Here is a 14,363-nt window from a genome sequence, read left to right on the forward strand (position 1 = left end):
TTCTACAACAAAGTCTTATTGGTAAAAATTCACCATACCTTCAAGACTGGTTGGACGAATTTTGTGTGCTTGACCTGCAGAACCAAACGCTTCAAAACGATTGGTACAGATATCTGACATGGCTACCATAGACGCTTTGAAGTATTTACGCGGATCGAACTCACTTGGATTTTTTGCAAGGAATTCACGGATAGCACCAGTTGATGCCAGACGTAAATCCGTATCGATGTTTACTTTGCGTACGCCATGTTTAATCGCTTCAACGATTTGCTCAACTGGCACACCATAAGTTTCGCCGATATCACCACCATTTTCATTAATAACTTTTAGCCATTCTTGTGGCACTGATGAAGAACCATGCATGACCAAGTGCGTATTAGGAATACGGGCATGAATCTCTTTTACGCGCTCAATAGACAAAATGTCGCCTGTCGGTGGACGTGTGAACTTGTAAGCACCATGACTAGTACCGATAGCAATTGCTAACGCATCGACATTGGTATCTTTTACAAACTGTTCAGCTTCATCAGCACTGGTCAAGAGCTGCTCATGATCTAATACGCCTTCAGCGCCAGAGCCATCTTCTTCACCAGCCATACCAGTTTCAAGACTACCTAAACAACCGATTTCGCCCTCTACAGAAACACCGCAAGCGTGTGCCATTTTGACGACTTCGCGCGTGACGCTAGCGTTGTAATCGTAGTCCATTGGCGTTTTGCCATCTTCACCAAGTGAGCCGTCCATCATCACTGATGAGAAACCTAATTGGATTGAGCGTTGGCAGATAGCTGGCGACATACCGTGATCTTGATGCATTACCACTGGAATATGTGGCCATTCTTCGATCGCAGCGATAATCAAATGACGCAAAAATGCTGACCCTGCATAGTTACGTGCGCCTGCACTGGCTTGGACAATAACAGGTGAATCACAAGCATCCGCAGCCATCATGATTGCACGCATTTGCTCTAAGTTATTGACGTTAAAGGCAGGAACACCATAGCTGTGTTCAGCGGCATGATCTAGAAGTTGACGTAAGGATATTAGGGCCATAAGACGCTCTCTGATTAGATTTTGAATAGTATTTTAAAAAACAGCTTGATAGCAATCATTTCACTGTATATCCGACCATACTGACCGTATATAGGCTAATGAAAGTCTGAATGATGCTGGATATGATTACCACGCGGTGATTATAGCAAAAATTGTTCTGTCTTCGTAGCAGTTGACCGACTATTTGTCAGTCTATACCGTCTTTTGATCTCAGTTTAACTTTCATAAACTGTTACTTTATAAACTGCACAATGACATACAACGCAAAAAGCCTTGGCAATCACCAAGGCTTTTCTAGTATTTTGAGGCTTATAAAGCAATGACCCTTTTAAATATTATTTACAGAGGATTATCTATCAATCGATATAATCCCAGTAAATCAGTCATTATAGTGCTTAGTTAATAGTGCTTAGTTATCGCGTAGCTTAGTACTGTTGCTCTGCATCAACTGCAACATCATTTGCGCCATCAGCGACAGCGTTAGCGCCATCAGCAACAGCTTCAGCAGTATTTTCAACCGCTGTGTTAGTGCTCTCAGCAATAGCATCACCAGTATTTTCTAGAGCGTCTGTCGCAGCTGCACCAGCAGTGTCAGCGCCTTCGGCAATTTCAGTACCAGCGTCTTGAGCAGCAGCTTCAGCTTCAGCAGCAGCAGCGTCTGTTTCAGCGGCAGCAGCATCAGCGTTTGCAGCAGCATCGTCGCCAGCAGATTCAACAGCAGCTTCAGTGTTTTCTTCTGTTTGTTGGCTACATGCAGTGATTGCAAAGGTACCAGCAAGTACGCTAGCAAGTAATAAATGACGTTTTAACATAATAAACCTCTCGTAAATAATGCATGTCAAAATACATGGTCGCGCTATTTTATAGAGTGCGAATCAGACATGCAATAATAATTTTCAGTATATAAATAAATAATGACTGCTTAATAATAATCGATGGCTATTGCGCTTACTTATATCAATAAAAACAAGCAAATCAACAGCCAAAATATTATTTTTACAGACTACATTAGTTATTTAAAGTTAGTTGTACGTCTAATGTTACTAAGCTACAGAGTATCGTTAATTAGTTAGGCATCTATTTGCAGCGCAGCGACTGCTGGAAGTACTTTACCTTCTACAAACTCTAAAAACGCACCGCCACCTGTTGACATATAACTCACACCATCAGCAACTTGATATTTATCGATAGCCGCTAACGTATCACCGCCGCCTGCGATAGAGAAACCATCGCTGTCTCTTACAGCAGTGGCCAATATCTGTGTGCCTTGCCCGAAAGCATCGACCTCAAAGACACCCACTGGACCATTCCACAATATGGTTTTTGCATTGATAATGGCATCGGCAAGTTGCTTTGCGCTTTCTGGTGCGATGTCCAATATCATGTCATTGTCACCGATCGCATCAACTGATTTGATCGTTGCAGTGGCTTTTTGCAATGAGCCAGTAAAGTCAGCGAAATCGATGTCGTTTTTATCAGCGACGACGACGTATTCAGGCAGTAGAATTTCAGTCTTGGTCATAATGTCACGTGCAGTATCTAGCAAGTCTGCTTCGTACAATGAGGCGCCAACACTGTGACCTTGTGCTGCCAAGAAAGTGTTGGCAATACCGCCACCAACAATAATTTGCGTGCATACTTCGGCCAAGCTGTGTAGCACTTCTAATTTGGTGGACACTTTTGACCCACCAACGATAGCAAGCATTGGCTGTGCTGGTGTTTCAAGTGCTAGGCTTAAAGCATCAAGTTCAGCAGCTAACAATGGCCCTGCACACACAGTTTTGTCTGCTTGACGCATTGCTTGTGTAACACCCTCTGTTGATGCCTGTGCACGGTGCGCTGTACCAAAAGCGTCCATCACAAACACATCGCACAAATCAGCATACTTTTTCGCCAGCGTGGCATCGTTTTTCTTTTCACCGTCGTTGAAGCGTACATTTTCTAATAGAACCACTTCGCCAGATTTTACATTGGCACCTTGGGTAAGGTAATCACTATTAAGACGTACAGGTGTCGATAATTGCGAGCTTAATTTGTCCGTCAAATAGTCAGCGACTGGTGCCAATGAGTATACAGTTTCAGGATTGCCTTCTGTTGGGCGGCCTAAATGTGAGCAAACAATTACCGCAGCGCCTTTTTCGAGCGCCATTTTGATGGTAGGCAGACTGGCTTGCAAGCGCGCATCGCTCGTGACCTTACCACCTTTAATAGGCACATTTAAATCTTCTCGGATCAACACCACTTTATCCGTTAAGTTCAACTCACTCATACGCAAAAAATTCATTACCTGCTCCTATGCATCAATATATCTATTAATTTTCGATTACTGTCGTTACTAATATGACTATTATAGTCCGCTCTATATAAGTCAGATTCAGTGCTAAGAGTGCTACTATTTCGTAGCACTCTTACTAACCGGCTTTATAAATAAGCTATTTTATATCCAAGCTATATCGTCACTATCAGCTTTATTACTTTTTAATATTTTTTAACGCTTGGCTCTTACACTTATCGAACCACTCTAATAGGTCGATCAAGTAAGCAGAATTCAGCGGCGATGTATTCTACCAGTTTTCTAGCGCAGTCTCACAAGCAACCTGACACAAATTTCAGCACGTTTAAAATATTTAGTCTAAATTCTTAGACCATTTTTCGATTGCAACAATTGCAGTTGCTAGCTTCAAGCATAGTCAATAAACCGTAACATTTCGTGGTGGTACTCAGCAGTCAAGCTCTTTATGATAGAAACATTGACAATAAAAATAATCCATTAGGAGAAAATAATGAACATCAACTTAGACACTGCGAAACAAAACCTATTAAAATTAAAAGATGAGTACGAATCTCGAATTGATAAGATAGAAGATCACATTCAAAATCCGCAAGATGATCTCAATGAACATTGGGAAGATCAGGCCATATCCTATCGTCAAAACGACATGCGTAAAAACTTAATGAGCGAGGCGCGTCAAAGCTTAATCTATGTAGAAAATGCATTAGGTCGGATTGAAAATGGTACTTATGGCGAGTGTGAAGTCTGCGGTGAACAGATCGAAAAGCAACGCTTAGAAGCGCTGCCCTATGCTACCTTATGTATGGAACACGCTGAGTAGCACTGTCATATTAATACTATATTATAAGACTATTGCTACTCTAAAACTTCTCTAAAAAGCATGTTTCAAGTAGGTATTTTCCATTCGGAAAATGCCTGCTGCCATTCGTGACAGCGCTGAGCTATATTTGCTACTGGCAAGTCCATAATATCCCCAACTACTGCCACAAGCGCAATGGGCAAATCTACTAGCTCTGAGACATTTTCTGCGGTTAACCCCCCTATCACACATATTGGTATGCCTTGCTGACACCCTTCCACAAGCTGCTGACGTGAAATGATATTAGCATTTGGCTTAGTCGTAGAAGTAAATACAGCACCCATCGCAGCATAACTTGCGCCGTCGTTTTTTGCTTCTTTAATCAGCTCTATATCACCATGGCAGGTACGACCGATGATTTGATGCGGTGATAGAGACTGTAGAGCATCACCGATACTGCCGTCTGTTTGACCAAGATGCACTCCGACGCCAAGCCTTTCAGCTAATTTCACGTCATCATTAATAACGACTGGCACGTTGTATATTTTAGCTAACTCGACGATTTTTTGCGCCTCATCAAAAAGCTGCAAAGCTCCATCAGGCAGACTAAGAACTTGCTTACGACGAATTTGTAATAGTGCAATTAACCCTGTCGATAAGGCTGCCTCTAGCTTTTGATACAACAGCTCGAACTCATCGTCGTTGGTCAATAAATATAGCTTAGGCATAACTGAGGAGAATGGTGAATGACCCATAGCGTGTATCCTTAATTCTTAAATTCAACACAATAAAAAAGCCGTTATATGATATAACAGCTTTTTTATATATTTAGAATAGCAAACTTACACTGTACGGCGTGTAGCTAAACTATTTAAGATATTTTTAGCATCGCCCCAACGTGTTGCTGAGCTGTTTGCCCCTAAGATAACGATAATCGCAGGACGGTTATTGACCCGAGTTTCCATTACAACACAACGTCCGGCTTCATTGATAAAGCCTGTCTTAGAGATACCGATTGGATAGCTGCCGTCACGGACCAACGTGCTAGTATTACTGGCTTTATAGGTACGGTTACCACTTGAGTAATTTGAGACAAAAAAGTCATAGCTCTTAGTGGTAGAGAAACGACGAATCACATCATAGTTACCAGCGGCACGTACCATCTTAACCAGATCTTTTGAAGAAGCTACGTTGCGCTTATCAAGTCCAGTTGGATCGCCAAAAAATGCCGTATTCATACCTAAGTCTTGCGCTTTACGATTCATCGCACGCATAAAGGCATCATAGCCACCTGGGTAATTACGCGCTAGGCTCTTCGCTGCTGGATTTTCAGACTTCATCAACGCCATCAATAGCATCTCAGCACGGTTCAAACGATCACCTGATTTCAAACGTGAGCTTGCACGCTTGGGACCAACGAAATCTTCTGGATCAAGCGTGATTTCTTCACGCATATCAAGGCCAGCATCCAACACCACCATAGCCGTCATAACTTTGGTGATACTAGCCATAGGACGCGCAATATCAGCATCTTTTTCGTAGATAGATTCGCCAGTTTCAGCATCGATCACCGCAACACTACGTGAATCGGTACTAATCGGAATCATATCGCTACTACCAAACGCCCCGCGATAGGTTGTGTTATAGCGAGCACTATTGGTGTTATTACTACTAGCAAAACTATTAGTATTCGTAATATTGGTAGTACCATAGCCATTATCGACTTTTTTAATAGCAGAGCCATTAGACTTGTACATTATGTTGCGGGCTTCAGACAAGCTATCAGCGCCGCCCCAACTCAGGCGTGCACTAGAGGCAGTGTCAGTGCTACCATTAATTGTAAGTGCGGCTTGTGCAACACTGCCCAAACTCAATGAAATCATAGCAGCGATCAATTGCTGTTTGGTTAATGGTAGTTGCTTCATTATGCCTCCTGCTGTCGCTATTACGCCAGTTACATATTGTCTGACGCCAAAAACGTACGTAGCGTTTATAGATGTGTTTGTAAGTACTCACATAGAGCTTTTGTATTTTTAGTGTATCATGGTTTACATTTAAGTTTAATCTATCAAACTGATTTAGTAGTTTTTTTTGGCTTCATTCAAACTTTGCTACAACCAATTTATATTACAGAAACATCAAATCACACTGCAGCAATATAATTTAACTTCGAATGTTATGATTACTCGTATTTTGTTATATTAATCAGCGGTATTTTGAATATACGAAGATAACAATAATGGTTGAAATATATTCGTTTTTTATACTATTTGGACCTAATAGAGCGTTCATTCTGACAATCAATAAAGAGTATGGTTATGATTAAAGTATTAGTGGTAGATGATCATGATTTGGTACGGATGGGTATTAGCCGTATGTTGTCAGACAGCCCCGATATTGAAGTAATAGGTGAAGCAGACAGCGGTGACATGGCTATCAAACAGGCCAAACAATTACATCCTGATGTGATTTTGCTAGACGTCAATATGCCGAATATTGGCGGGCTCGAAGCAACCAAACGTCTGATACAACTCGACATGGGTATCAAGATTTTGGCGGTCAGTAGTATGTCTGCACAGCCCTATCCCTCAATGCTGATCAAAGCAGGTGTTAATGGTTACATTACCAAAGGCACGCCACTTGATGAAATGATACGTGCGGTCAAAAAGATTTATCAGGGAGGTCGTTACTTCAGTCAGGATGTGGCTGAACAGTTAGCAGATGTTTTGTTATCTGATAATGCAAACTCACCTTTTGACTTATTGAGTGACAGAGAAAAACAAGTGGCCATGATGGTTGTTAATTGTCAGAGCCCTCAGCAAATAGCCGATCAATTATTTGTTAGCGTCAAGACCATTAATACGTATCGCTACCGTATTTATGAAAAAGTTGGGGTTGATAGTGATGTTAAATTAACTCACTTGGCCATTCGTCATGGTCTGATTCAACCATAAACCATTTTAGCGTTTATTCTATTACGGCCAGTTTATGAACCCTGCTACCAATCTTAGCTCTGCCATTACTCGTTATGTACATCATGACGATACGCTTCCTCTGCCGCAGTTGCGTAAGTTAGGGCTGATTTATAGCAGCTATCGCTTCGTCGTTAGCCTGTTCTCTATGCTCATGCTATATATCTCTGCTCGTACTGGTGATGGCACTTCTTTACCAAGTTTTTTACAACAAACTATTCTGAGCTTCTATGTACTGTTGAGCTTGATACTGCTTGGATTATTTTATGTCGTTAGAAAACATATGCGCCGCCAACTGGCATTCGGACTGGCCTTAGACGTTATTATATTAAGTCTACTGCTCTACACAACAGGTAACCCTGATTTGCAGTTAACCATGCTATACATGGTGGTCGTCGCAGCTAGCTTTATGCTACTACATGGTTCACAAGCACTGGTTATTACTTTACTTGCCATCATTCTGGTTATTTATCAGCAATTTTTCTACGCTATTGCTAATAGCATGAGTCTAGCCAATCTAGGTGATGCGCTGCTGATGTCAGCGAGTTTTTTAGCAGTGGGCGGTTTGAGTTGGTCTATCTCTCAGCGATTGGTACAGCTTGAAAAGGTCGCAGCAAACCATGCTAGGGAAGTCGAGCGACTAAACGTGATTAATCAAGAGGTTATCACGCAGATGGTGAATGGTGTTATCGTTATCGATAAGCAACATATTGTCTTAGCAAACCTTGCCGCACATCAGTTGCTGAGTCTATCACTTATCACGCCTACTACAGCACAGAATACCCTTGACGATACAAAAGAGACTCATAACAAAGCACTTCTCTCTAATTTTGAGCAGCAACTCAATAAGCAGCATTCACAGTTGTTTAATGCCTGCTTGTCGGTAGCATCTGGGCAGTCACGCGCTTTTACCTACGACGTGCCAGCTGTGGCAAATGCCTCAATATTTGGCAAATTACGTGTACAGATTATTCCACTAAAAGACGATAGCAAACTTGTCATATTAGAAGACTTACGCCGTGAGCAAGCCAGTGCTCAACAACTAAAACTGGCTTCTTTAGGGCAATTAACTGCCAGTATTGCCCATGAAATCAGAAACCCATTAGCAGCGATATCACAAGCCAGCCAGCTATTAATGGAAGATGTTGCAGAACAAATGGAAGATGACAGTGCATTAACAAGTGAATCGAATGCTGCCATGACTGGAAACCATGAGCTTTATGAAATGATATTTTCACAGACAAAACGTGTAAACCGTATCATTGAGGATATTTTAAAGCTGTCTCGTCAGCAGACGGCTACCCAGCAGGTGCTCGAATTGGCTGAATGGATGCCATCGTTTTTGGAGAATTACTTTCAAGGACACGACATTTTTCTACGAATAAAAACCAAACCCATCATATCATTTGATACTCATCAGTTAGAGCAGATATTAATCAACCTAATCAACAATGGCCTGCGTTATAGCAGCTATGCTCATCCCCACGCTTATGTGGAAATCGACATTTACTGCGCAGACAACGATGTTATAATCGATATATTGGATAATGGTGATGGTATTAATGCTGGAAATTTAGAACTTTTGTTCGATCCGTTTTTTACAACAGATAAAGCTGGTACAGGACTGGGGCTCTATTTATCACAAGCATTTTGTGAAGCCAATCAAGCACGTCTACTCTACATTCCTGAACATGAGAAAACATGCTTTCGATTGATTGTGCCTTCTATTAAATCTGAAAATAAATTTCAAACTATTGAAGAAAATCTTACCTAAATTTATCTTTGGAAAGCTATTACACCTATCTAGACCCAGCTATTGATTTTATAGCCATAAAATACGATGAGATGATGTATGACAACAACCGCGCTAGTCGTCGATGATGAAGTAGATTTATGTCGATTGATGCAAATTACCCTGACTAAAATGGGCATCAGAAGTGATGTGGCTTATACATTGTCGCAAGCAAGAACATTTTGGCAAGACAATGACTACGATTTCTGTCTGACGGATTTAAAACTGCCAGATGGCTCGGGACTTGAGCTGGTAAAAGAAATTAGCAATAGCTCTAATATTCCAATAGCGGTGATTACGGCTCATGGCAGTATGGATTTAGCTATTGAGGCGTTAAAACTTGGTGCCTTCGATTTTGTCAATAAACCGCTAGAACTACCACGTTTGCGCCAACTGGTAGAGAATGCCATAAAAGTTATTCATCAAGACAACGAAGTACAGGCCGCACCGGAATGCTCTCCTGAACAAAAAATGCTAGATAGTAGATTGATTGGTAATTCTGCTGTCATGCATCCCCTTAAAAACACTATTTTAAAGCTAGCACGCTCACAGGCACCTGTATTTTTATCGGGCGCTTCTGGCACAGGTAAAGAAGTGGTCGCCAGATTGATCCATGATTTAAGTCCACGGCGTGATGGCAGCTTTGTACCAGTGAACTGCGGTGCGATACCATCGGAGTTAATGGAGTCGGAGTTTTTTGGTCATAAAAAAGGCAGCTTTACAGGGGCTGTCGCTGATAAACAAGGGTTATTCCAGCAAGCCAATGGCGGCACGTTATTTTTAGATGAAGTAGCAGATTTACCTTTAGCCATGCAGGTTAAATTGTTACGTGCCATTCAAGAAAAAACAGTAAGGGCAATTGGTGATACAAAAGAAGTGCCTGTAGACATCCGTATTTTGTCTGCCACTCACAAAGACCTGAGCCAATTGGTACAAGATGGTGCATTTCGACAAGACTTATATTATCGCATCAATGTCATTGAGCTAAAGCTTCCAACGCTTAATGCACGCCGTGATGATATTCCTGTATTAGCAGACCACTTTTTAGCGATGATCGCCGATGACTGGCAATTAGAGTCACCGCCGTCATTGACGATGGAAGCCTGCGAACGCTTACAACGCCACGATTTTGCGGGTAATGTTCGTGAACTACGCAACTTATTGGAACGTGCAGTTACGTTAGCTGAAACTTCATATATAGACGTTAGTCATTTAGGTCTTCCTGACATTGAACCTGAGCTTGTAAATACACAAGAGCAAAATCATAGCTCAGCTATCGATAGCTCTGAGCTACCTGCTCGTGACGTAGAAAGTCAAATAGACGTTCAATCTACAGCCCAATTAACAAAGAACGGCGAGCAAGTCATTCAACCTAGTAGCAATATAGCGACGCAGGGTGAACAAAGGGCGACCAATTTACATCCCTATCGTACTAACACCAACCACTACCCTTCAATGGTGCAGCATTCGTCAGCTAGTAATAACAGTTCGTCAACCAACGTAGCAAATACTTATGACAAAGAGTCGCTCCTTGCTTCCACCGCCCAACAAGAAACTTCTAAAGACATATCACGTTTACAAGAATTGTTTGACGGTCAATTACCGCCTCAAGGATTAGAGCATTATTTGCAGGAACAAGAAAAGCAGCTGATTATCACGGCACTCAAACAAACTGGCTGGAACAAAACCCAAGCAGCTGAATTATTAGGAACCACCTTTCGCTCTTTACGCTACCGTATGAAAAAGCTCGAAATTTCTGAAGATGCGTCTGATTAGCTTCTGTTAAGCGACATCTTCAAATATTTTTAAGCGTTGAATGGTATGTGCTGTTAATTGCTACGAAAATCTATTCTTTCGTAGCATTTTTTCTAACAAAGCGAATGCCAGAATCAAGTGCGCGCGCCTTTACTAATTCTAAAGCTTTCTGCTCCCACGTATTCTCGCTGCCAGATAAGGTCACATCAGGTTCTACACCGATCTCATCTATTTGTTTGCCTGCTGCCGTCATATAATTGGCCACAGTCAATTTAACGGCTTGTTCATCGTTTAACGGTATGACCGATTGTACTGAGCCCTTACCATAGCTAACTTCACCGATAATAGTAGCGCGTTTTTGTGCTTGTAAACTACTGGCAAGCACCTCTGCCGCTGATGCTGAATAGCGGTTTTGTAATACCACTAATGGCAAAGGTTTAAGTATCGCATCACCTTGAGTAGATAGTACGCGTGATTTATTTTGACGTGCTTGCACCTGCACTATATCAGTATTATCCATAAATAAACTGGCAACACTCACTGCTGATGTCAGTACGCCACCTGGATTATCACGCATATCTAGTAAAATTCCTGATATCGGAGCGTTTAGGTTAATTAAACCTTCTAATAATTTTTCACGGCTGTTGTTTTGAAACGCCGGTAATTTGACAATGGCAATACCATCAACCAGTTTGGTCTCGATAATCTGCGGATGACTATTATTACGCTGCAACGTCGTTGTGTGCTTACGGCGGCCAGCTTTGGAAGTAATAATATCTACCTGCGTACCGGCAATACCCGTTAAGAGCTGCTCAACGTCATTAACCTGTCGCCCTTCGTCTAGCTTAAACTCATCAACCTGATGCAAATAATCACCAACTGCGATGCCTTTTTTGTCTGCAGGTGAATCATCGATAACCTCTGTCACGACCCAATAACCTGCCTCTGGCTGGTAAGTAACTTTAATACCAATATCACCAACGTCACCTTCAGTAAAAGCACGTAGATTCTCATAAGCTTCTGCGTCCAAAAACTCAGCATGGCTGTCAAGTTTGGTCAGCATACCGCTCATCGCATTGCTAAATAACTCTTCATCATTGACCGCATCAACGTATTGACGACGTACTAAATCCACCACAGCAACAAATGTCTTTAGCGTCTCAGGAGAGATAGCATTTAGCGATACTTGCGCAACTTCTGCTGGAATCTCCGTATCAATATCATCGGCATCATCCGTTAGCGCGCTTTCATCTGGCACACTATCTATCGAGTCATCTGGCTCATCGGCAACATCTAACATATCAGCAATGTTAGATAAGTTATCAGCGTCGTTTTCATCCGCTATCTCATCTGCATTCAAACTGATGAGCTGTAGACCATTCGTAGGATTATCATTATTTGTAGAAGCTCCCACTGCTGCTTGTGCATTTACGCTAATCGCACAACCAAGCACACCTATTAACATTGCAGGCTGCAAAACCGTGGACGCGACTGATGCCTTCCCTACTGATTTACTTAACCCTTTGGATAAAAAAGAACGTGCAAAAGAAATAGGCTGCATAAAAGAACTCATTTAAATAATAGAGAATACAAATTTATCGTTATATAGCAACTTATAAGATAGCACCAAACGCATATTTCGAACTAGCATAGTATTGCAAGTAAACTAAGTAAAATGTATCACAAAAAAAGGAAAGGATAATAGGTTATCCTTTCCTTTTTGATATCTTCTGGTACAGCTGTCAAGTCAGTATAAACCACAGTCATTCAAGTACTGTGTTTTAATTCGACTGGCCTAGACTGCTGGAACCAATAAGCTTTCACCTGTCATTTCGGTAGGGGCATCAACATTCATCAATGATAAAATAGTCGGTGCCACATCACTAAGTTTACCGCCACGGCGCACTTGCAGCTTTTGCTCACCTACGTAAATTAATGGCACATGCTCTGTCGTATGCTGTGTATGTACTTGACCACTTTCGTAGTCTTGCATCTGCTCGCAGTTACCATGGTCAGCTGTGATAAGCATATCACCACCAGCAGCTCGGACTGCTGACTCGATACGGCCAACGCATACATCCAAAGCCTCTACCGCTTTTACTGCTGCATCAAAGATACCTGTGTGCCCAACCATATCACCATTGGCATAATTGACCACCAATACATCATACTTACCAGACTCAATCGCTTCTACTAATTTATCAGTGACTTCAGGCGCGCTCATCTCAGGCTGTAAATCATAAGTTGCAACGTCTGGAGATGGCACTAAAATGCGGGTCTCACCCTGATACTCTTCTTCTCGGCCGCCACTAAAGAAAAACGTCACATGCGCATATTTTTCAGTTTCAGCGATACGTAGTTGAGTTTTTCCTTGATCCTGCAAGTACTCTCCCAATGTATTGGCCAAAGATGTTGGGTAGTAAGCAATGCTGGTTTTTGGATTGTCAGCTAGGACATCTGAATACTTAGTTAGCATCACAAATGCCGCCAGTTTTGGCTGCTTTTGACGTGCAAATCCAGAAAACTCATGATCTGGCAATACAAACGCTTGGGCAAGCTCACGAGCACGGTCAGCACGGAAATTCATAAAAATAAGTGCGTCGTTATCATTGACAGTATATGGCACTTCATCACGTCCAATTACAGTCGTTGGACTGACAAACTCATCGGTCTCACGCGCTTTATAAGCAGCTTGAACAGCGCCATCTGCCCGTGTCGATAGACGATCAGCTTTGCCTTCAGTAATCAGCTCATAAGCTTTTTGCACTCTATCCCAACGATTGTCGCGATCCATTGCATAGTAGCGACCGATGATACTTGCAATCTGTACGCGGCCACCTTCGTAATGAGCATTCAATTTATCAATATAGTCGCGCAGACGATTGATGTACTTATCAGCAGATTTAGGCGGGGTATCACGGCCATCTAAGAAACAATGAATAAAGACATTCTTGGCACCATGGACCAATGCTGAATGACACATACCTTCGATATGGTCTTGATGTGAATGGACGCCGCCATCAGAGAGCAAACCCATAATATGGACGTTACCGCCACGTTCATTGGCCGCTTTGACCGCATTGACCAATGCTTCGTTCTTATAAAATTCACGATTGGCAAGCTCACTTGAGATACGAGTTGAGTCCTGATAAAGAACACGCCCTGCCCCTAAATTCATGTGACCGACTTCTGAATTACCAAACTGACCATCTGGCAAACCAACATCTTCCCCTGAAGCTGAAATCAGCCCATGAGGATATTGCTGATAAATCTTGTCTAAATTTGGCATATTAGCGGCAGCGATGGCGTTATCTTTATCTTCTTCACGATGACCAAAGCCGTCCAATATCATCAAGACATGCGGTATTTTTTTATTCTGTGCACCGTCTTGGTTATTGCTAAGCTGTGTTTTGTTATTATCAATAGAGTCTGATGCTTGTTGGGTACTGGTCATATATTACCGCTCCTCGAGTGAATGAACGCCTATAATGCTGTGTAAGGGAATATAAAGCCCTCTATATTAACACACATCTTGAAATAGCTGAAAAACTGAGCATTTTTCGTGAGTTTATGAATAATTTTATAGGGTTATCTTGTGATGATTTTTCTATGCAAGACAATATAAATGCGGCCAATTAACCAAGCTACGTATCAATCTGTAATTCAGACTTGCAATCACTCTTTTCATTGGTTAAGATA

General features: G+C 41.9%; 11 protein-coding genes. 4 read left to right on the forward strand and 7 right to left on the reverse strand.

Annotated features, from left to right (window positions below; all coding sequences use genetic code 11):
* Positions 1-15 precede the first annotated feature (15 nt).
* The 3 genes from fba to AK824_RS09250 all read right to left on the reverse strand — a co-directional run bounded on the left by fba (position 16) and on the right by AK824_RS09250 (position 3,337).
* The gene (gene fba / locus AK824_RS09240) at positions 16-1,053 is read right to left on the reverse strand and encodes a class II fructose-bisphosphate aldolase (RefSeq protein ID WP_057760953.1); all 1,038 of its coding nucleotides are present in this window, start codon (positions 1,051-1,053) and stop codon (positions 16-18) included.
* A gap of 425 nt (positions 1,054-1,478) precedes the next feature.
* Entirely contained in the window at positions 1,479-1,865 is a 387-nt protein-coding gene (locus tag AK824_RS09245) for a hypothetical protein (protein ID WP_057760955.1), read from the reverse strand.
* A 257-nt stretch (positions 1,866-2,122) separates the two neighbouring features.
* Positions 2,123-3,337 carry a phosphoglycerate kinase gene (locus AK824_RS09250; RefSeq protein ID WP_057760957.1) on the reverse strand — a complete coding sequence of 405 codons (1,215 nt, stop codon included), beginning with the start codon at positions 3,335-3,337 and terminating at the stop codon, positions 2,123-2,125.
* Between the two features lie 499 nt (positions 3,338-3,836).
* On the opposite strand from AK824_RS09250, the gene AK824_RS09255 reads away from it, so the two are divergent.
* Positions 3,837-4,166 carry a TraR/DksA family transcriptional regulator gene (locus AK824_RS09255; RefSeq protein ID WP_057760959.1) on the forward strand — a complete coding sequence of 110 codons (330 nt, stop codon included), beginning with the start codon at positions 3,837-3,839 and terminating at the stop codon, positions 4,164-4,166.
* A gap of 65 nt (positions 4,167-4,231) precedes the next feature.
* Here AK824_RS09255 and AK824_RS09260 read toward each other — a convergent pair whose 3' ends face one another.
* Positions 4,232-4,900 (reverse strand): thiamine phosphate synthase, encoded by a 669-nt coding sequence (locus AK824_RS09260; protein WP_057760961.1) that lies wholly within the window; start codon positions 4,898-4,900, stop codon positions 4,232-4,234.
* Positions 4,901-4,987: 87 nt separating this feature from the next.
* Positions 4,988-6,070, reverse strand: a complete 1,083-nt coding sequence (locus tag AK824_RS09265) for a serine hydrolase (RefSeq protein ID WP_057760963.1) — start codon at positions 6,068-6,070, stop codon at positions 4,988-4,990.
* A 393-nt stretch (positions 6,071-6,463) separates the two neighbouring features.
* Here AK824_RS09265 and AK824_RS09270 point away from each other — a divergent pair, with 393 nt between their 5' ends.
* From AK824_RS09270 to AK824_RS09280, 3 genes are all read left to right on the forward strand, one after another.
* A complete protein-coding gene (locus AK824_RS09270; RefSeq protein ID WP_057760965.1) occupies positions 6,464-7,099 on the forward strand; it encodes a response regulator in 636 nt (211 codons plus the stop codon).
* A gap of 34 nt (positions 7,100-7,133) precedes the next feature.
* Positions 7,134-8,891 carry a sensor histidine kinase gene (locus AK824_RS09275; RefSeq protein WP_057760967.1) on the forward strand — a complete coding sequence of 586 codons (1,758 nt, stop codon included), beginning with the start codon at positions 7,134-7,136 and terminating at the stop codon, positions 8,889-8,891.
* A 78-nt stretch (positions 8,892-8,969) separates the two neighbouring features.
* On the forward strand, positions 8,970-10,685 hold the full coding sequence (locus AK824_RS09280) for a sigma-54-dependent transcriptional regulator (protein WP_057760969.1): 1,716 nt from the start codon (positions 8,970-8,972) through the stop codon (positions 10,683-10,685).
* A 70-nt stretch (positions 10,686-10,755) separates the two neighbouring features.
* Here AK824_RS09280 and AK824_RS09285 read toward each other — a convergent pair whose 3' ends face one another.
* Together AK824_RS09285 and gpmI are read right to left on the reverse strand one after the other, a co-directional pair.
* Positions 10,756-12,225 (reverse strand): S41 family peptidase, encoded by a 1,470-nt coding sequence (locus tag AK824_RS09285; protein WP_082624621.1) that lies wholly within the window; start codon positions 12,223-12,225, stop codon positions 10,756-10,758.
* Between the two features lie 234 nt (positions 12,226-12,459).
* Positions 12,460-14,118, reverse strand: a complete 1,659-nt coding sequence (gene gpmI / locus AK824_RS09290; RefSeq protein ID WP_082624622.1) for a 2,3-bisphosphoglycerate-independent phosphoglycerate mutase — start codon at positions 14,116-14,118, stop codon at positions 12,460-12,462.
* Between the last annotated feature and the right edge of the window lie 245 nt (positions 14,119-14,363).

It is taken from the genome of Psychrobacter sp. P11G3 (assembly GCF_001435845.1).
In the GTDB taxonomy this organism is placed as follows: Bacteria; Pseudomonadota; Gammaproteobacteria; order Pseudomonadales; family Moraxellaceae; genus Psychrobacter.

Bases quoted from the DNA above. Each gene is read 5' to 3' on its own strand.
- AK824_RS09245 (WP_057760955.1), bottom strand. From the start codon at position 1,865: ATGTTAAAACGTCATTTATTACTTGCTAGCGTACTTGCTGGTACCTTT.
- AK824_RS09250 (WP_057760957.1), bottom strand. From the start codon at position 3,337: ATGAATTTTTTGCGTATGAGTGAGTTGAACTTAACGGATAAAGTGGTG.
- AK824_RS09260 (WP_057760961.1), bottom strand. From the start codon at position 4,900: ATGGGTCATTCACCATTCTCCTCAGTTATGCCTAAGCTATATTTATTG.
- gpmI (WP_082624622.1), bottom strand. From the start codon at position 14,118: ATGACCAGTACCCAACAAGCATCAGACTCTATTGATAATAACAAAACA.
- AK824_RS09280 (WP_057760969.1), top strand. From the start codon at position 8,970: ATGACAACAACCGCGCTAGTCGTCGATGATGAAGTAGATTTATGTCGA.
- AK824_RS09275 (WP_057760967.1), top strand. From the start codon at position 7,134: ATGAACCCTGCTACCAATCTTAGCTCTGCCATTACTCGTTATGTACAT.
- AK824_RS09270 (WP_057760965.1), top strand. From the start codon at position 6,464: ATGATTAAAGTATTAGTGGTAGATGATCATGATTTGGTACGGATGGGT.
- AK824_RS09285 (WP_082624621.1), bottom strand. From the start codon at position 12,225: ATGCAGCCTATTTCTTTTGCACGTTCTTTTTTATCCAAAGGGTTAAGT.
- AK824_RS09255 (WP_057760959.1), top strand. From the start codon at position 3,837: ATGAACATCAACTTAGACACTGCGAAACAAAACCTATTAAAATTAAAA.
- fba (WP_057760953.1), bottom strand. From the start codon at position 1,053: ATGGCCCTAATATCCTTACGTCAACTTCTAGATCATGCCGCTGAACAC.
- AK824_RS09265 (WP_057760963.1), bottom strand. From the start codon at position 6,070: ATGAAGCAACTACCATTAACCAAACAGCAATTGATCGCTGCTATGATT.